At 63.5% G+C, this 17988-nt stretch carries 12 protein-coding genes; 8 read left to right on the top strand and 4 right to left on the bottom strand.

Features of this window, described 5'->3' with window-relative positions; translation table 11 throughout:
• The first annotated feature begins 449 nt into the window (after positions 1-449).
• From aspT (HWY05_RS24930) to HWY05_RS24915, 4 genes are all read left to right on the top strand, one after another.
• On the top strand, positions 450-2132 hold the full coding sequence (gene aspT / locus HWY05_RS24930; RefSeq protein ID WP_035552869.1) for an aspartate-alanine antiporter: 1683 nt from the start codon (positions 450-452) through the stop codon (positions 2130-2132).
• Between the two features lie 123 nt (positions 2133-2255).
• On the top strand, positions 2256-3941 hold the full coding sequence (gene aspT, locus HWY05_RS24925; protein WP_035552866.1) for an aspartate-alanine antiporter: 1686 nt from the start codon (positions 2256-2258) through the stop codon (positions 3939-3941).
• A gap of 107 nt (positions 3942-4048) precedes the next feature.
• Positions 4049-5713 (top strand): bifunctional aspartate transaminase/aspartate 4-decarboxylase, encoded by a 1665-nt coding sequence (locus HWY05_RS24920; protein WP_176059951.1) that lies wholly within the window; start codon positions 4049-4051, stop codon positions 5711-5713.
• A gap of 186 nt (positions 5714-5899) precedes the next feature.
• Positions 5900-7138, top strand: coding sequence for an alanine--glyoxylate aminotransferase family protein (locus HWY05_RS24915; RefSeq protein ID WP_176059950.1), 1239 nt, complete (start codon positions 5900-5902; stop codon positions 7136-7138).
• A gap of 80 nt (positions 7139-7218) precedes the next feature.
• On the opposite strand, the gene HWY05_RS24910 is transcribed toward HWY05_RS24915, so the two are convergent.
• Positions 7219-8430 (bottom strand): MFS transporter, encoded by a 1212-nt coding sequence (locus HWY05_RS24910; RefSeq protein WP_176059949.1) that lies wholly within the window; start codon positions 8428-8430, stop codon positions 7219-7221.
• A gap of 389 nt (positions 8431-8819) precedes the next feature.
• On the opposite strand from HWY05_RS24910, the gene xdhA reads away from it, so the two are divergent.
• The 3 genes from xdhA (at position 8820) to xdhC (ending at position 13413) form a co-directional block, all read left to right on the top strand.
• On the top strand, positions 8820-10349 hold the full coding sequence (xdhA, locus tag HWY05_RS24905) for a xanthine dehydrogenase small subunit (RefSeq protein WP_035552857.1): 1530 nt from the start codon (positions 8820-8822) through the stop codon (positions 10347-10349).
• Positions 10350-10428: 79 nt separating this feature from the next.
• The gene (gene xdhB, locus HWY05_RS24900; protein WP_035552855.1) at positions 10429-12795 is read left to right on the top strand and encodes a xanthine dehydrogenase molybdopterin binding subunit; all 2367 of its coding nucleotides are present in this window, start codon (positions 10429-10431) and stop codon (positions 12793-12795) included.
• A gap of 51 nt (positions 12796-12846) precedes the next feature.
• Complete coding sequence (gene xdhC / locus HWY05_RS24895; RefSeq protein ID WP_156126641.1) at positions 12847-13413, top strand: xanthine dehydrogenase accessory protein XdhC; 567 nt, start codon at positions 12847-12849, stop codon at positions 13411-13413.
• A gap of 72 nt (positions 13414-13485) precedes the next feature.
• Here xdhC and HWY05_RS24890 read toward each other — a convergent pair whose 3' ends face one another.
• The 3 genes from HWY05_RS24890 to HWY05_RS24880 all read right to left on the bottom strand — a co-directional run bounded on the left by HWY05_RS24890 (position 13486) and on the right by HWY05_RS24880 (position 16978).
• The gene (locus HWY05_RS24890; protein WP_035552850.1) at positions 13486-14460 is read right to left on the bottom strand and encodes a LysR substrate-binding domain-containing protein; all 975 of its coding nucleotides are present in this window, start codon (positions 14458-14460) and stop codon (positions 13486-13488) included.
• Positions 14461-14719: 259 nt separating this feature from the next.
• Complete coding sequence (locus HWY05_RS24885) at positions 14720-15388, bottom strand: 2-hydroxychromene-2-carboxylate isomerase (protein WP_035552848.1); 669 nt, start codon at positions 15386-15388, stop codon at positions 14720-14722.
• 96 nt (positions 15389-15484) lie between these two features.
• Positions 15485-16978 (bottom strand): TAXI family TRAP transporter solute-binding subunit, encoded by a 1494-nt coding sequence (locus tag HWY05_RS24880; protein ID WP_176059948.1) that lies wholly within the window; start codon positions 16976-16978, stop codon positions 15485-15487.
• A 650-nt stretch (positions 16979-17628) separates the two neighbouring features.
• Between HWY05_RS24880 and HWY05_RS24875 the strand changes: the two genes are divergently transcribed.
• A complete protein-coding gene (locus HWY05_RS24875; RefSeq protein WP_035552842.1) occupies positions 17629-17976 on the top strand; it encodes a BON domain-containing protein in 348 nt (115 codons plus the stop codon).
• The last annotated feature ends 12 nt before the right edge of the window (positions 17977-17988 follow it).

The raw sequence follows: 17988 nt of genomic DNA, 5'->3' as shown, positions 1-17988 counted from the left end.
CACCGCGCACGGTACGTATTGCCATTCAGTCTTTGCTAAAGATCATCTTTTGCGAAGGCAGTCCGGTCAAGATTGAAAATAATATTGACAGGTGTGACGAATTACAATATTTATTAAAAAAGCAGTCTGAAAAAAGCATGTTCATTCATGCAGTAAAGTAGAAAAAATCGGCCATCAGAATTCGGTGTCTTTTTTAAGGCATCGAGCGATTTCGCGAGGACAGTGTGACCGTCGAGCTATCACAAACGCTTTTCCATAACATCGCCGCAGCGCCGCAATCTTCCCGGACGCATGTCGCGTCATCCCATTGCCATAAATAGTGTCATTCAGCCAGCTATGCCGGTTGAGTAATTGCTGAGCCGTACCCGGTTTGAGCGAATTATTTGCACTTTTTTTGAGCCATTGTTTTTCAGTCTCCTACTAATAAACCTGTAAATCGGCGAGCCTACATGATCAGTGATTTGCTGAGGTCTCAACCGGAGATCGCGCTGTTCGCAAGCCTGGCAATTGGATATTTCATTGGCTCATTTCGTGTTGGGCCGATACAGCTCGGCGGCGTCTGCGGTACGTTGATCGTTGCTTTGCTGTTGGGACAGACGGGCGCGCGACTGGCGCCCGATCTGAAGAACATCGCGTTTGCGCTGTTCATCTTTGCGCTGGGCTTTACCGGCGGGCCGCAGTTCTTTGCCAACATTGGACGCGGCTGGCGCTATGGCTTGTTGTCGGTGGTCGAGATCGTCTCGGTGCTGATACTGATCCTGATCGCGGTGGTCGTGATGCGGCTCGACGCGGGCACGGCGGCCGGGCTGCTGGCCGGCGCGGCGACCGAATCGGCGGTGATCGGCACGGCGTCGGAGGCGATCGCCAAGCTCGGTTTCGGCGACGCGGAAACGCTGCGTTTGCAGGCCAATATCGTGACCGCGTACAGCGTGAGCTACCTGTTCGGCCTGATTACCATCGTGCTGTTCACGAGCCAGTTCGCGCCACTGCTGCTGCGCGTCAATTTGCGCGAGGAAGCCGAGCGCGTGTGGCGCAAGCTCGGCGGCGACGGCGCGTTCGGCGAAGGACAGCGGGCGGCGGCGCCGGCGCTGGTGGGTCGCGCATTCCGCGTCGGCGCGGCGGCCGGCACGACGGTCGTGGCGTTCGAGCAGCAGTACGGCTACAACCTGACTATCGAGCAACTACGGCGCGGTGGTGAGGTCGTGCCGGTGGAACCGAAACTGGTCTTGCTGGCCGATGACCTGATCCTGATCGGCGGGCGTCGTGAAGCGATTGTGACGGCGTCGGCGAGTCTGGGCGAAGAAATCGACAGCGGCGGTTTTGACCAGATCGTCGCCGAAAAAATCGACGTGGTGCTGACACGCCGCGAAGCGGAAGGTCTGACGGTGGCGCAGGTGCGGGAACGGGCCGATCCGGAACAGGCGCGCGGCGTCTACATCGCGGCAGTTACGCGGCTCGAAACCACGGTGCCCGCGTTGCCCGGCACGGAGTTGAATCGCGGCGACGTGTTGACGCTGGTCGGCGCCAAGGCCGACGTCGAACGCGGCGCGCGGCGCCTGGGCTACGTGCTGGCCGCCACGCAGAAAACCGACTTCGTCTATCTCGCGCTGGGCGTGCTGGTGGGGATGGCGATCGGCCACCTCGGCGGCCGGATCGGCGGCGTCTCGATCGCGCTCGGCACGGGCGGCGGTTGCCTGCTGTCCGGCTTGCTGTTCGGCTGGATCCGCTCGCGCTATCCGTTGATCGGCTCGCTGCCGTCGGCGGCCGCGCAGATTCTCAAGGACTTCGGCCTCGCCACCTTCATCGCGGCGGTTGGTTTGTCGGCGGGACCGGACGCCATCAAGCTGGTGCGCGAATACGGCCTCGCGTTGCCGGTGGCCGGCATTCTGATGGTGCTGGTGCCGGGGCTGCTGTCGCTGTGGATCGGCCGTGCGTTTCTCAAGCTCGAAGCCCCCATGCTGCTCGGCGCGATTGCCGGCCAGCAATGCAGCACGCCCGCGATCAGCGCGCTGGTCGGCGTGACCGGCAACTCGACGCCGGTGATCGGCTACACGATCACCTATGCACTCTCGAACATTCTGTTGCCGTTGATGGGGCCGGTGGTGGTCGGTCTCGCCGGCAAGCTCGGTTAGGTAACACGACATGAGCGGCACGACACGATCCGCTTCGCGCATCGACAGGCGGCATTCCCGCCCGCAGCACCCCGGCAGACGGCAACCAGTACTCAATATCTCAAACTATCCAGCGAGGGCATGATGGACTGGCTACATCACATTTTTCAGAAATCCCCCGAAATTGCGCTGTTTTTATCGCTAGCAGCCGGTTACTTCATCGGGCAGATCAACTTCGGCAAGTTCCAGTTGGGCGGAGTGGGTGGTTCGCTGCTGGCGGCGGTCGTGATCAGCCAGTTCGGCGTGACGATCGACAACGGCGTGAAGTCGGTCATGTTCGCCGTGTTCATCTACGCGGTGGGCTACGACTCCGGGCCGGGCTTCTTCAATTCGCTGAACCGCAAGACGCTGCGTGAAATTGCGATGGCGGTGTTCCTCGCCGTTTCCGCGCTGATCACCGTGGTGGTGTGCGCGAAGCTGTTCCATCTGAACAAGGGCCTCGCGGCCGGGCTCGCGGGCGGCGCGCTGACGCAGTCGGCGATTATCGGCACGGCGGGCGATGCGATCGCGCGGCTCGGCTTGCCGGCCGATCAGGTGAAATCGCTGCAGTCGGACGTGGCGATCGCGTACGCGGTGACCTACGTGTTCGGCTCGCTGGGGGCGATCATCGTCTGCGTGAACATACTGCCCAAGTTCATGGGGCAGGGCTTGCGCGAGGCGTCGATCGACGCGGAGCGCGAGTTGTCGGCGGGGGTGTCGACGTCGCTCGCGGCGGGGCAGATTCGTGCGTTGCCTGAACTGGTAGGACGCGCGTACCGGATCGACGTCAGCGCCGGCAAGACCGTCAAGGCGGTCGAGACCTTGCACCAGGACATGTTGACGGTCGAGAAGATCAAACGCGACGGCAAGGCCGTCGATCCAACGCCCGACCTGACCTTGCAGCTCAACGACGAAGTGCTCGTGGTGGGTCGTCGCGAAGCCGTTGTTGCATTCGGCGCGAACGGCAACGAGATCGCCAACGTCGACGATATCGGCGTGGTGATGCAGACCCGCGACGGCGTGTTCACGCGCAAAGGCATGAACCACACGACGATCGCCGCCGCGCGCGAAGTGGTGGACCGCGACCTGCGCCACGGCGTCTACATCCAGCACATTTCGCGCGCCGGTCAGCCGCTGCCGATCCTGCCGGAAACCAAACTGGAACATGGCGACGTCATCACGTTCTACGGCTCGCCGAAAGACACCAAGCGTGCCGTCGACGCCGCCGGCTACGAATTGCCGAACACCAACAAGACCGACTTCATCTACATGGGCGTGGGCCTCGTGCTCGGCTTGCTGATCGGGCTGATCGTCGTCAACGTGGGCGGCATTCCGCTCACGCTCGGCTCGGGCGGCGGCTGCCTGCTGGCCGGCCTGCTGTTCGGCTGGATGCGCGGCAAGCATCCCATGTACGGCGTGATGCCGTCGGCGGCTTCGCAGTTGCTCAAGGACTTCGGTCTCGCGGCGTTCGTCGCGGTGGTAGGTCTGAACTCCGGCCTGCAAGCCGTGGTGACGGTCAAGCAGAGCGGCATGACGATCTTCCTGCTCGGCGTGTTCGTCACGTTGTTCCCGCTGCTGCTGACCATGCTGTTCGGCCGCTACGTGCTGAAGTACAACAACGCGGCGCTTCTGGCCGGTGCGCTGTCGGGCTCGCGCAGCGCGAATCCGGCCTTCGGCGGTGTGCTCGACAAGGCGGAAAGCGCGGTGCCGACGGTGCCGTTCGCGATCACGTATGCGATCGCCAACGTCGCGCTGACGCTGCTGGGTCCGCTCGTGGTCGGGCTGGTTTAGGCGCGCGCAGCGCTTTATCGATCTCTCATCGATCTCTTTCACGCTGGCGGTAAGCGGGCGATTCTCGCGACGCCGGCGTCTTTCACCTGCTCATTGGAGAACGCATCATGGCAAAAGAGAAGGGCGACAAGAAACACGCGGATATGGCGCAACCGGGTCTGTCCGCGCTCAGCCCGTTCGAACTGAAGGACGAACTGATCAAGGCGGCCGGCGGCGGCGCCGTGGAGCGCGCTGCGAACGCAGCCATGCTCAACGCCGGTCGTGGCAACCCGAACTTTCTCGCGACGATTCCGCGTCATGGCTTCTGGCAACTCGGCCTGTTTGCGATGCGCGAATCGGAGCTCTCGTTCGCGTACATGCCGGAAGGCATCGGCGGCTTCCCGCGGCGCGACGGTCTGGAAGAACGCTTCGATCTGTTTTGCCGCGAGAACAAGGGCGTGGCAGGCATCGACTTTTTGCGCGGCGCGGTGTCGTATGTGCGCGATCAGCTCGGCTATTCCGCCGGCGACTTCCTGTATGAAATGTGCGAGGGCATTCTCGCGTCGAACTATCCGGTGCCGGACCGCATGCTCAAGATGTCCGAGCTGATCGTCGGTCAGTATCTGCGCCGCGAGATGATCGGCAACCATCCGTTCGTGGGCGAGTTCGACGTGTTCGCGGTGGAAGGCGGCACGGCGGCGATGACGTACATCTTCAACACGATGCGCGAGAATCACCTGATCAAGGAAGGCGACACGATCGCGCTCGGCATGCCGATCTTCACGCCGTACATCGAGATTCCGCGCCTGAACGACTACAAGCTGAACGTCGTCAATCTCGAAGCGGACGTGGAAAGCGGCTGGCAGTATTCGAAGAAGGAACTCGACAAGCTGCGCGATCCGAAGGTGAAGGCGTTCTTCCTCGTGAACCCGAGCAATCCGCCTTCGGTGAAGATCAACGACGAGAGCCTTCAGTACATTGCCGACATCGTCAAGGAACGGCCCGATCTGATTCTGCTGACCGACGACGTGTACGGCACCTTCGCCGACGACTTCGTGTCGCTGTTCGCGCTCGCACCGAAGAACACGATTCTGGTCTATTCGTACTCGAAGTATTTCGGCGCGACCGGCTGGCGTCTCGGCACGATCGCGACGCATCGCGACAACGTGCTCGACCGTCTGATCGCCGAGTTGCCGAAGGACGCGAAGAAGCAGTTGCACGAGCGTTACGAGTCGATCACGACCGAACCGGACAAGCTCAAGTTTATCGACCGTCTGGTCGCCGACAGTCGCACCGTCGCGCTGAATCACACGGCGGGTCTGTCGACGCCGCAGCAGGTGCAGATGGTGCTGTTCTCGCTGTTCTCGCTGATGGATACGCCGGACGCGTACAAGAACGCGTTGAAGCGTCTGATCCGCAAGCGCAAGCAGGCGCTCTACGAAGAAGTGGGCATCTCGTTCGAGGACGACGATCCGAACCAGGTCGACTACTACACGATTCTCGACATCGAGTTCCTCGGCGAGAAGATGTTCGGGCGTGAGTTCGTTGATTGGCTGCTGAAGAACACCGAGCCTTCCGAGCTGCTGTTCCGTCTCGCGCGTGAAGCGCGGGTCGTGCTGCTGCCGGGTCGCGGGTTCGGGACACAGCATCCGTCGGGGCGTGTGTCGCTCGCCAATCTGAACGAGTCGGATTATCGGCAGATCGGCCGCGCGTTGCGCAAACTGATCGAAGAGTACATCGAGCGATTCAACGCGGCGACCGGCAAAAAGCTCGATAAAACGAAGGTGAAATAACACGCGGGCCGGCGCTGTTGCTGCACTAGCAGCCGGTCGCGTGATACTCGCATTTAATGCGTGAAAGCAGGGCCAAATGGCTTGCGCAATCGCGCGGATCAGTGAATGATCGAATGAACGGCCTCGCCAGCATCCCTGTTGGCGAGGCCGATTGTTCCTTAGCGTTTTGACATTCACGTACCGATCATGCCGACTTCATCCATCACACCCGTCGCTTCCGCTGTGCCTTGTCCGGTTGTCGAATCGCTCGACGCCATCCTCCCCGAAGAACCGCTGCTGATGATGGGTGCCGGCCCCGTGCCGATTCCCGCCGCCGTCGCCAAGGCCAACACGATCGTCATCAATCACCTGGGCGGCACGATGGTGAAGGTGATCGGCCAGGTGAAGACCATGGCGCGCTACGTGTTCCAGACGAATTCGAAATGGGTGCTGGGTGTAGCGGGACCGGGATCGGCCGCGATGGAAATGGCGATCTCCAACCTCGCGTGGGAAGGCACGCGCGTGTTGAGCATCAGGAACGGTTTCTTCAGCGAACGGATGGCGGAGATGGGTCGCCGTGTCGGCGCGCGCGTGAGTATGCTCGACGTCGACGATGGCGCGGTTGCGAGTCTCGACCAGGTGGCCGAGGCGATTCGCCGCGAGCGTCCCGAGATCGTGACGGTGGTGCAGGGCGAGACGTCGAACACGGTGTGGAATTACCACCTGAAGGACATCGCCGCGCTGGCGAAAGCCGCGGGTGCGCTGGTGATCGTCGACGCGGTTTGTACGCTGAGCACGATGCCGCTGGAGATGGACGCGTGGGGTATCGACGCGGTGATTACCGGTGGGCAGAAGGGCTTGTCGTCGATTCCGGGCGTCTCGCTGATCGCGTTTTCCGACGCGGCCTGGGCGCGCGTCAAAGGACGCACGGCGCCGAACGCGCATTGGTGCCTGGATGCGTCGCTCGCGGAAAATTTCTGGCATAACGCGGGCTATCACTACACCGCGCCGGTGTCGGGCGTGCTGGCTTTGCACGAGGCGTTGCGGCTCGTGTGCGCGGAGACGCTGGAGAAGCGTTTCGCACGGCATCTGAAATGTTCGCTGGCCTTGCAGGAAGGGATCGCGGCGTTAGGGCTGAATCTGTATGCGCCGCCGACGTGCCGGCTGAATTCGGTGGTTGGTATCGAGGTGCCGCAAGGCTTGAGTCCCGGCGATATCTGCGGCCATATCTCGCGGCAGCATCAGGTCGAGATTTCCGGCTCGTTCGGTTTGCCGATCGTGCGGATCGGGCAGATGGGCGAGCAATGTCGCGAACACAATCTGTTCAGAACACTGCACGCGTTGGGTCGCACGATGGTGGATCTCGGCGCGGCAGTGGATCTGCCGGCGGGCGTGGCGGCGCTGGAAAAATCGTTGTCGGGTGGGGCGCGCGTGTTGGCGCGGTAGCCTGGCGCTGCTGCGCCAGGCCTGGCGTATTCAGCGCGGCACGCCGCGCTGAATAGCCGATAACGAGCTGTATCGAACGATCAGGTCGTTGCGGGCGCAATCGGTGCCCGCGCATTGCGCAGGTACAACACCGTCGACAGCACCACGGCAGCGGCCGACGCCACGGCCGCGAACAGAAACACGGAGGCGTAGCCGAACTCGCCGGCAATGTAGCCGGCCAGCGGCCCGGTGATGCCGAGCGAAAGATCGAGAAACACCGAATAAGCCGACAACGCCGCGCCACGACTGGCCGGCGGCACGAGGCCGACCGCTTCGACGCCGAGCGCGGGGAACACCAGCGCGAAGCCGAAACCGGTCAACGCCGCGCCGGCGAGCGCGATATGCGGCTCGGGCGCGAGCCACAGCATCAACAGCCCGGCGCATTCGAACGAGAACGACACGATCGCGACGCGGAATCCGCCGTAGCTCTTGATCGTGTTGGCGAACAACAGGCGCGCGCCGATGAACAGCGTGCCGAACACCGTCAGCGACAAGGCCGCATTCGGCCAATGCTTCGCGGCATAAAACAACGTGATGAAGGTGGCGATCGAGCCAAACCCGGCGGAGCCGAGCGCGAGGCCGATACCGTGCGGCAGCACGCGCGTGAGCACGCTGCCATACGACATCCGCTCGCCGTGGACGATCGGCACCGGCGCGATCGGCCGGGCCAGATAGAAGCCGAGCGCCGCGAGGAAGATCACCAGAATGCCCAGCGCCGCGAACCCGACCGTGTGCGCGATCGCGACGCCGAGCGGCGCGCCGACGGCCAACGCGCCGTAAGTGGCGATGCCGTTCCACGAGATCACCCGGGCGTTATTGCTGGTGCCGACCCGGCCGATGCCCCACAGAATCGCGCCCGTCCCGCACAGGCTTTCGCCGAACCCGAGCACCAGACGGCTGCATACCAGCAGACCGAGGCTCAGCACGGGCCAGCGGCCGCACAGCACGGCCAGCAGCAACAGAATCCCGCTCGCGCCGCACCCCAGCAGTCCGATCGACACCGTGCGCTTCGGCCCCAGCGTATCCGCCGAACGGCCGGCCAGCGGCCGCGACGCCAGTGTCGCCAGGTATTGCACGCTGATTGCCGCGCCGGCCAGCACGGCGCTGTAGCCGAGGTCGTCGTGGACGTAGCCGGGCAGCACCGCGAGCGGAATACCGATCGTCAGATAGCAAAGAAACGTGAAAAAAACGACCGGAATGATCTGTAAGGTCGTCGCAAATTCGCTGCGAGGCGTCGCTGAATCGGTGGACATGGGGAAAACGAGACTTGAAAACGGCGGGAAGCCGTGATTTTCCCATGGAACCGATTCTCTTGCAGGAGTTGCTTAATAAATTGACCCATTAAAAAACGGTGCCGGATGCATATAGTGGTCCGGTTTGGCTCCATGAGCGCCGGTTTTGGCCCTCGTTCCGGTCGGTTCGACTCGTCTCGATATGTCTGTATTGGCTTGAAAGATAATAAAACAAAGCTAAATTGCCATGTCAACATAAGTCGAGCGACCCTCAAACCTATCTCGTTATCGCCTCGCGGATATGTCCCGCATGCGATCCGAGCTATGGGTTGGTTTTATTGGGAATGATAGTTTTCGAACCATCACGCAGCACGTCCCCACGGACACAGAACATTCGAGAGTAAAGAGACATGACTGAGCCGATTCGCTTCTACCACCGCAACGCGATCCGCGAGATCAAGGACGCGCCCGTCACCCGCACCGTCCTGCAGTATCTGCGCGAAGACGTGCATTGCACCGGCACCAAGGAAGGGTGTGCAGAAGGCGACTGCGGCGCGTGCACGGTCGTGCTCGGCGAGCGCAACGCGGCGGGCGGCGTCGACTTCAAGACGGTCAATGCCTGCATCCAGTTCGTGCCGACGCTCGACGGCAAGGCGCTCTTCACCGTCGAAGACTTGCGCCAGCCGGACGGCTCGCTGCATCCGGTGCAGGAAGCGATGGTGGAATGCCACGGCTCGCAGTGCGGTTTCTGCACGCCGGGTTTCGTCATGTCGATGTGGTCGCTGTACGAAAAGCACGGCCACGAGCATAGCTGCGCGAACAAGACGGTGCCGTCGCGCGACACGATCAGCAATGCGCTGACCGGCAACCTGTGCCGCTGCACGGGCTATCGCCCGATCGTCGACGCGGCCGTGCGCATGTTCGAAGCGCCGCCGCCGAAAGCGCCGGTCAACGTCGAAGCGCTTGCCGCCACGCTCGCCAAGCTCGAGCGCACGGAGACGTTCCACTACCAGCACGCCGGCCAGCAGTTCGACGCGCCGCGCACGGTCGCGGCGCTCGCGAAGATCAAGGAAGCCGAACCGGCCACGCGGATTCTCGCCGGCAGCACGGACATCGGCCTGTGGGTCACCAAGATGATGCGCGAGTTGGGCAACATCGTTTATATCGGGCAGATCGCCGAATTCCAGAAGCTCGAAACGAACGACGACTGGATCGAGATCGGCGCGGGCGTGAGCGTCGAAAAGGCCTACACGGAAATCATCAAGCAGTATCCGGAACTGTTCGAAATGCAGCAGCGCTTCGCGTCGTTGCCGATTCGTAACGCCGGCACGCTCGGCGGCAATATCGCCAACGGTTCGCCGATCGGCGATTCGATGCCCGGCCTGATCGCGCTCGGCGCGCATGTGATCGTGCGCGGCGGTGAGATTGAACGTGAAATGCCGCTGGAAGATCTGTACCTCGCGTATCAGAAGAAGGACATGGCCGAACACGAGTTCGTGGTTGGGCTGAAGGTGCCGACGCGCACCGGCGTGCGCAAGAACTTCCAGTTCCGCACGTACAAACTGTCGAAGCGTTTCGACTCGGACATCTCGGCCGTGTGCGCCGCGTTCTCGTTCATCGCCGACGGCGACGTGATCCGCGAGCCGCGCATCGCGTTCGGCGGCATGGCCGCCACCTCGAAGCGCGCCACGCACGCCGAAGCTGTGCTGCGCGACGCCGAATGGCACGAAGCCACCGCGCAGGCCGCGATGATCGCGCTCGGCAACGACTACGCGCCGCTGTCCGACATGCGGGCCACCAGCAATTACCGGCTCGAAGCCGCGAAAAACACGCTGTACCGTTTCTGGCTCGAAACGCGTCCGAACAATCCGCTGCCGAAGAGCGCGCTCGACGTCCGCGCGGTGGCCGCGGCATGCGCCCCAGCCGGCGCGAATGTCTGAGACGCGGCAAGTACGCGGTAGTTACGCGATCAGTGCGCGGTAAGTACAGGAAGCAAGAGAAGCACACGGAGAACACACAATGAATCAGCAAGCCGAACCGTTCCTGAAAGACCTGAAGGAGCTCGACGACTTCACCCAGGTCCATATTTCGCGGCCGCATGAGTCCGCGCATCTGCACGTAAGCGGCCGCGCGACCTACACCGACGACATTCCGACGCTCGCCGGCACGCTGCACGCCGCGCTCGGCCTGTCGCCGAAAGCGCACGCGAAGATCGTCTCGATGTCGCTCGATAAAGTGCGCGCCACGCCGGGCGTGGTCGCGATCTTCACCGCGGAAGATTTCCCCGGCGTGAACGACGTCGGCCCGATCATTCACGGCGACGATCCGATTCTCGCCGATGGTCTCGTGCAATACGTCGGCCAGCCGATGTTCATCGTGGTCGCGACGTCGCATGACATCGCGCGGCTCGCCGCACGCCGCGCCGAAGTCGTCTACGAAGAACTGCCGGCGATTCTGACCGCGCAGCAGGCGCGCGCCGCGAACCAGCACGTGCTGCCACCGATGAAACTCGCGCGCGGCGAAGCCGATACGAAGATTGCCCGCGCCGCGCGTCGCGAAGCCGGCGAAATGCTGCTCGGCGGCCAGGAACAGTTCTATCTGGAAGGCCAGATTTCGTACGCGGTGCCGAAGGACGACGACGGCATGCACGTCTACTGTTCGACGCAGCACCCGACCGAAATGCAGCACATGGTCGCGCATGCGTTGGGCGTGGCGTCGCACAACGTGCTGATCGAATGCCGCCGGATGGGCGGCGGCTTCGGCGGCAAGGAATCGCAATCGGGTCTGTTCGCGTGCTGCGCGGCGCTCGCCGCATGGAAGCTGCTGTGCCCGGTGAAGCTGCGTCCGGACCGCGACGACGACATGATGGTCACCGGCAAGCGCCACGATTTCCACTACACGTATGAAGTCGGTTACGACGAGCAAGGCGTGATCGACGGCGTGACGGTCGACATGACCTCGCGTTGCGGTTTCTCCGCCGACCTGTCCGGTCCGGTGATGACGCGTGCGCTGTGCCACTTCGACAACGCGTACTGGCTCTCGGACGTGACGATCGACGGTTTCTGCGGCAAGACCAACACGCAGTCCAACACGGCGTTTCGTGGCTTCGGCGGTCCGCAAGGCGCGTTCGCGATCGAATACATCATGGACAACGTCGCGCGTTCGGTCGGCGAAGATTCGCTCGACGTGCGCCGCCGCAATCTGTACGGCAAGACCGAGCGTAATCAGACGCCGTACGGGCAGGTGGTTGAAGACAACGTGATTCACGAGCTGATCGACGAACTCGAAGCGACCAGCGAATATCGCGCACGTCGCGCGTCGATCAACGAATTCAACGCCAACAACGCAGTGCTGAAGAAGGGCATGGCGCTGACGCCGGTCAAATTCGGCATTGCGTTCAACGTGACCCACTTCAACCAGGCCGGCGCGCTGGTGCACATCTACACCGACGGATCGGTGCTGGTGAACCACGGCGGCACCGAAATGGGCCAGGGCTTGAATACCAAGGTCGCGCAGGTCGTCGCGCATGAACTGGGGATCGGCTTCAACCGCATTCGCGTGACGGCGACCGATACCAGCAAGATCGCCAATACGTCGGCGACCGCCGCATCGACCGGTTCGGACCTGAACGGCAAGGCGGCGCAGGATGCCGCGCGCCAGTTGCGCGAACGTCTGTCGGCGTTCGCCGCCGAACGTTTCGGCGCGGGCCAGGTGAGCGCGTCGGAAGTGCGCTTCCTGCACGATCGCGTGGTGGTCGGCGAGATGATCGTGCCGTTCGAGGAAGTGATCGCGAAGGCCTACGTCGCGCGTGTTCAGCTCTGGTCGGATGGCTTCTACGCGACGCCGAAGCTCTACTGGGATCAGTCGAAGCTGCAAGGCCGGCCGTTCTACTACTACTCGTACGGCGCGGCCGTGTCGGAAGTGGTGATCGACACGCTGACCGGCGAAATGCGCGTGCTGCGTGCGGATGCGTTGCATGACGTGGGCGCGTCGCTGAATCCGGCGCTCGACGTCGGCCAGGTGGAAGGCGCGTTCATTCAGGGCATGGGCTGGCTCACGACCGAAGAACTGTGGTGGAACGCAGGCGGCAAACTGATGACGCATGCGCCGTCCACCTACAAGATTCCGACCGTCAACGACACGCCGCCGGATTTCCGCGTGCGCCTGTTCAAGAACCGCAATGCGGAGGACAGCATTCACCGTTCGAAGGCGACCGGCGAGCCGCCGCTGCTGCTGCCGTTCTCGGTGTTCTTCGCGGTGCGCGACGCGGTGTCGGCAGTGGGCGACCACAAGGTCAACCCGCCGCTGAACGCCCCGGCCACCAGCGAGGAAATCCTCAAGGCGGTCGGCGCGGTGCGGGCGGCGACTGCTGCCGCCCGTCAATAAACGTCGCGGCCTGACCGACGCGTGAATCACTCACTCACTGGAATGATCGCCATGAACGCTTCTTCTTCCGTTCAGATCGGCCGGCGCAGCACGGTTGAGGCGCCGCGTCCGGCGCCGATGCACATCGTGCTGTTCGGCGCGGGACACGTCGGGCATGCGCTCGTCGAGTTGCTCGGCAGCTTGCCGTGCGTAGTCCAGTGGGTTGACGAACGCGACGAGCTGTTCCCCGACGAAACGCCCGCCAACGTGCAGGTCGAAGCGACCGACACGCCGGATGCGATCGTCGACACGGCACCGCCCGGCGCGTATTTTCTGGTGATGACGCATAACCACTCGCTCGATTTTTCGCTGGCCGCGCGCATCATGCGGCGGCGCGATTTCACGTACTTCGGCATGATCGGCTCGAAGACCAAGCGCGTGAAGTTCGAGCGCAGGTTGATCGATCGCGGCGTGGATCTGGATCGGCTGGTCGAGATGACCTGTCCGATCGGCGTGGCGGGTATCGTCGACAAGGCGCCCCCGGCGATCGCCGTGGCGGTGTGTGCGGAGTTGCTGCAGATCCGTTCGCGGCAGGCTGCGGCGCAAGCCACGATGCAGAAGCTTTGCGCCAGCGTGTGAACGTGTGACCGCGTGAACGACCAGGACGTAGCGGAGCGCAAGGCGCCCGCTTCAACGACAATAACGTCAGCCCTACGCGGCTGACGTTTCTTTTTTCTGCGGCCGCTTGGCGCGGCGCATTTTCTGCGCGACCAATCCATCCGACACTTGCGACATCAGCGTGCGCAGCCAGCCGATATCGCTCGGGCGATCCGGCTGCGGATGCCACAGCTGATAGCACTTGATGCGCGGAAACGGAATCGGCACGTCGACCACCGCGAGCGGCAGGATGCTCGCGTAATGCATCGCGAAGCGGCGCGTGGTCGTGAAGATCAGATCCGATTGCAGCAGCGTTTGCGGCACTAGCCCAAAGTACGGCAGCGTGGCGACAATGCGCCGGTCGGCGCGCGCCCGCGCGAAGCCGATGTCGATCGCACCGCCGCGCGCGCCGCTATACGGCGTTGGCGCGAGATGCGGCGCGGCGAGATACGCTTCGCGCGTCATCGGTATGCGCGTGAGCGGATGGTCGGCGCGCATCAGGCACACCACCGTGTCGGAAAACAGATCGCTGCGTTCGAAACGCGGGTCCGGCTTCGGCCAGTTGCCGATCACCAGATCGAGTTCGCCGGCATCGAGCGCGGCGGAGTGATCGAGCATCGGACTCAACGATTCGATTTCGAGCCGTGCATGCGGCGCCGCTTCGCGGAATTGCGCGATCACGGTCGGCATGAAGAAGTCGTTCAGATAATCCGGCGCGGCGACGCGAAAGGTGCGGCGCGAGCGGCTGGGATCGAAGTCGCCATGGGGTGTCGCGACAAAATCCACTTCGCGCAGCACGCGTTGTGCGGAAGCCAGCAGCGACTCGCCATATTCGGTGGGCACCATGCCCGACTTGCCGCGCACGAGGATCGGGTCGTTGAGCGTCTCGCGCAATTTGCGCAGCGCGGTGCTAATGGCAGGTTGAGTTTGATTCAGACGCAGCGCGGTCTGCGTGACGCTGCGCTCGACCAGCAGCGTGCGCAATACGCGCACGAGCCAGATATCGAGGGAGGCGGCGGTGTCGTCCATGTTCAAGGCTAAGCGAGGCAGGCGGTTCGGGCCGCAATGAAGCGTCGGACGGAGCCCGCCCGCGGACCTGCCCGCGCTCTGGGCGCAAAGGTTATAACCTTAGGCCGTTTGCGGAGCAGCAGCATAGCGGGCGCGGTATGGCCGGCATCAGCACGGCCTTTTCGGCGCTATCGTGGCAGTTTTCGAATGCTTTAAGACCTCTGCCGACGCTCACGCCGTCACGCGCGTCGATCCGGATCGCGTGAAGCTTGCGCTTGCCTTACGTCGGGTTCGCCGAGTTCGTCGGTATGTCCACGACACCCGAAGCGAGCGCACTGATCCGCTTCACTTCTTTCGACTCGAGCCAGTTCGGCGTGCGCGCGCAATACAGCACCATCGGCAAGGCGTCTTCGCCCCAGAACAGTTGATCGTTGAGCCGGAAGGTCGGCACGCCGTAGACGCCGAGACCGATCGCGTCCGCGGTGTTGCGCTGCAATTGCGCGCTCACGTCGGGGCTTTTGATCAGCTCGGGACCGTCGGGCATGCCGACGCGTTCGCACAGTTCGGCAAACGCGGTTTCACTCGACGGATCGCGGCCTTCGCGCCAGATGAAGCGGAAAATCTCGCGCACGAACTGGACGTCGCCCTTCGCCGCGGTGGCGAGCAGCAACGGCTTCATCGAATCGAACGGATGCGCCGGCGGCATCTTGTACGGAATGCCGAGTTGCTCCGCGCGAAACAGCGCGTGCCGGTACAGGAAGGTGCGTTTGGCGGGCACGCTGTAGGCCGGCCGCTGTCCCCAATGGCTATACAGATCGTTCAATACGACTGGCGTGAACGCGAAGTCGAAGCCCGGCCATTTGTCGTGTTGCTCGAGCAACAGGTACGTGAACGGCGAGACAAAGTCGTAAAACCAAAGCGGTTGCCTGGCGTCGATGCCAACGGTCATAAGTGTCTCCCGGATTGCCTGGTCCGCACGGCGCCTCTGCTGGACCGTCGGAATTGTAATGATCTTACGCGGTGCGGCGGCCGCGTGCATCCTCGATCAATATGGTTTGCGGCCGGCGCTGCCCGGCGTCTCGCCGATCTCGGCGGCTTCGTTGGCGGCGGTTTTGCCCGCGGCGGCGGTTTCGTCGGCGGCGTTGGTCTGAGTGTCGAGCGTGTCGTCCGATTCGTAGGTCGTGTCGTCGCGCTGGGTGTCGCGAGCCTGCGTGAGCCGCTGACGCACGAAGCCGATATGCTCGCGCAGCACATAGAACTGATCCGCGTAGGCCAGCGGCATTTTCAGACCGTTGACCGATTCCTCGATCGCGTCGAGACGTTCGATCAGCGACGCGCGCTCCGTTGCCGAATGCTCGCTGAGCGCGCTGCGTTCGATCGCGATCAACGCACCATACCAACGGTAGATTCGCGACTTCACCCGCCACGCGTACAGCGACGGCACCAGCCGCAACGCTGGTATCAGCAGCACGATCAGCGGCACCACGACCACCAGCAGCCGGTCGGCGAGGCTCGCGAGCCAGAACGGCAGCACCCGGTACAGGAAGCTCTTGCCCGACTTGTAGTAGCGCGCGGCGTCGTCACTGATCGGGAAATCATGCGCGAGCGGCGCGGGGAATTCGCCGGCGCGCTGCAGGATGTTCGCCTTGCCGTGCACCTCGCGCGCGGCTTCGATCAGCAGATCGGAGAGCGCGGGATGCAGCGAGTCGCGCGCCACCAGTTCGGCGGTGGGCGCCACCATGTGAATCGGCGCGGACGGCAGGTTCTTGCCGAGATCGAACGCGCCCATCGGCATTTCGAGTTGCGTCAGATAGGGGAAGCGGCGGGTGTACGCATCGGCCTGCGTGAAGTCGTAGAACTGCACGTTCGGCGTGCGGTAGAGCTTGCCCATCACCGCTGGTTGCGCCGAGTCGCCGGCGAGGAACGCCGCGTCGACCTTGCCGGAGACGAGCGCGTCGGCGGCGTCGTCGCCCGACAGCGGCAGCAGTTTGGTCGCGCCGCCCGGCACGATGCCGTTGGCCTTGAGCAGCGCGAGCGCCAGTTCGCGCGTGCCGCTGCCCTCGGCGCCGACCGCGAGGCGCAGGCCCTTGAATTCGGAGAGCCGCGTGACGGTCGGGCCGTGATAGAAGATCGCCAGCGGCACATAGGCGACGCTGCCGAGCGACATCAGGCCTTCGCTGGCCGGGCCGGGCGCGACGCCGTCCTGCACGAAGCCGACGTCGACGTTCGACTTCGGGTCCGAGAGCCGCTTGAGATTCTGCAGCGAGCCTTCGGAGGCCAGCACGTTCAGGGTGATGCGGTTGCGCGCGAGAATGGTTTTGTACTTCTGCGCCGCGTTCCAGAAGGTGCTGCCCTCGGGGCCGGCGCTGATGGTCAGCGTGCTGGGCGGCGCGGGCTGGATCAGCCGCACGGCGACCCAGACCGCCGCCACGGCGATCAGCAGGATCGGGCCGAACGAGACCGCGAGATCGCGCCAGGAGATCGCGACGAAACGGGCGACGAGACGGGGAGGGCGTTTGCGCCCGGTGGCAGGCTTCATCGGATGACGTGACGGCGACGGTCGAAGGTGAACGGGGCGCGGCTGGGCGGCGCGTGAACCGGCATGCGGCGCCTGGCCGGGCCGGCACGGTGGTGAGTCGCGCGGATCTCAGGCGGGCCGCGTGGCAGCGTGTGTCGCGCCGATGGTACCTGAGATTGAGGCGACGGCGAAACGCGCGGCGGCCGCCCGCGCCGACAAACCCGTAACAAATCGTGAACGCGGCGTGAACGCGGCGTGAGTGCGCCGCGAATGGGTCGTGAATGCGCGATGAATACAGCGTGAATACCCTGGTGAAAGGGCGTTAAACCCAAACCGTCAAACATCGCGCCGATGACTAAACCCTTTGCGCTTCTGGCCCGGCTAGATTAAATTGTGCATCGCTGCCGCGAACCGATGTTTGCGCGGCGCGACCCGGCATGACTGACAAGAACCGGGCGCGTCGGCGGACTTCGCGGCTTGCCGGTTTCGTACCGTGGCGTTTGCTTGCATGCGCATGCGTTACCCGGCCTCTCTCGCCTCTCGCACACCGTGTTGCAGCCTTAGTCGGTCTCGCCCAGCCGCGCCTTGTCGCGCGCGCGGCGCGGCCGCGGGTAGTCGTAACGAAGCCGCTTTGATAGGCGGTCCAATGTGTAGCTAAGGAGAAGAGAAATATGAAATCGGTCGGTTTTCTGAAAACGCTGGGCTCGGTGGTGGCAATGGTAGTGGCGTGCAATGTGTACGCTCAGGCAAGCGATGCACCGAGCACGACCGCAGCGCCGGCTGCAAGCGCCAAGGCGACCAAGAAGGCCAACGGCCAACTCGGCCGCAAGGTGCGTGGCGTGCTGGCCAAGTCGCAAGGCATCGACGTATCGAACATCGCCGTGCGTGCCCGTGGCGGCGCGGTGACCCTGACGGGCTCGGTGCCTGACCAAGGCCAGATCGACGCAGCCGGCGACGCCGCCAAGGGCGTCGCGGGCGTGACGTCGGTGTCGAACAAGCTGACCGTCGTGCAGCAGTAAGCAGGCGGCCGG

Origin of the sequence: Paraburkholderia sp. BCC1876 (assembly GCF_902833695.1) — a bacterium.
Lineage (GTDB): Bacteria > Pseudomonadota > Gammaproteobacteria > Burkholderiales > Burkholderiaceae > Paraburkholderia.
This window is presented reverse-complemented; position numbering and strand designations above follow the sequence as displayed.

Bases quoted from the DNA above. Each gene is read 5' to 3' on its own strand.
- HWY05_RS24920 (WP_176059951.1), top strand. From the start codon at position 4,049: ATGGCAAAAGAGAAGGGCGACAAGAAACACGCGGATATGGCGCAACCG.
- aspT (WP_035552869.1), top strand. From the start codon at position 450: ATGATCAGTGATTTGCTGAGGTCTCAACCGGAGATCGCGCTGTTCGCA.
- HWY05_RS24910 (WP_176059949.1), bottom strand. From the start codon at position 8,430: ATGTCCACCGATTCAGCGACGCCTCGCAGCGAATTTGCGACGACCTTA.
- HWY05_RS24890 (WP_035552850.1), bottom strand. From the start codon at position 14,460: ATGGACGACACCGCCGCCTCCCTCGATATCTGGCTCGTGCGCGTATTG.
- xdhA (WP_035552857.1), top strand. From the start codon at position 8,820: ATGACTGAGCCGATTCGCTTCTACCACCGCAACGCGATCCGCGAGATC.
- HWY05_RS24880 (WP_176059948.1), bottom strand. From the start codon at position 16,978: ATGAAGCCTGCCACCGGGCGCAAACGCCCTCCCCGTCTCGTCGCCCGT.
- HWY05_RS24885 (WP_035552848.1), bottom strand. From the start codon at position 15,388: ATGACCGTTGGCATCGACGCCAGGCAACCGCTTTGGTTTTACGACTTT.
- aspT (WP_035552866.1), top strand. From the start codon at position 2,256: ATGGACTGGCTACATCACATTTTTCAGAAATCCCCCGAAATTGCGCTG.
- HWY05_RS24915 (WP_176059950.1), top strand. From the start codon at position 5,900: ATGCCGACTTCATCCATCACACCCGTCGCTTCCGCTGTGCCTTGTCCG.
- HWY05_RS24875 (WP_035552842.1), top strand. From the start codon at position 17,629: ATGAAATCGGTCGGTTTTCTGAAAACGCTGGGCTCGGTGGTGGCAATG.
- xdhB (WP_035552855.1), top strand. From the start codon at position 10,429: ATGAATCAGCAAGCCGAACCGTTCCTGAAAGACCTGAAGGAGCTCGAC.
- xdhC (WP_156126641.1), top strand. From the start codon at position 12,847: ATGAACGCTTCTTCTTCCGTTCAGATCGGCCGGCGCAGCACGGTTGAG.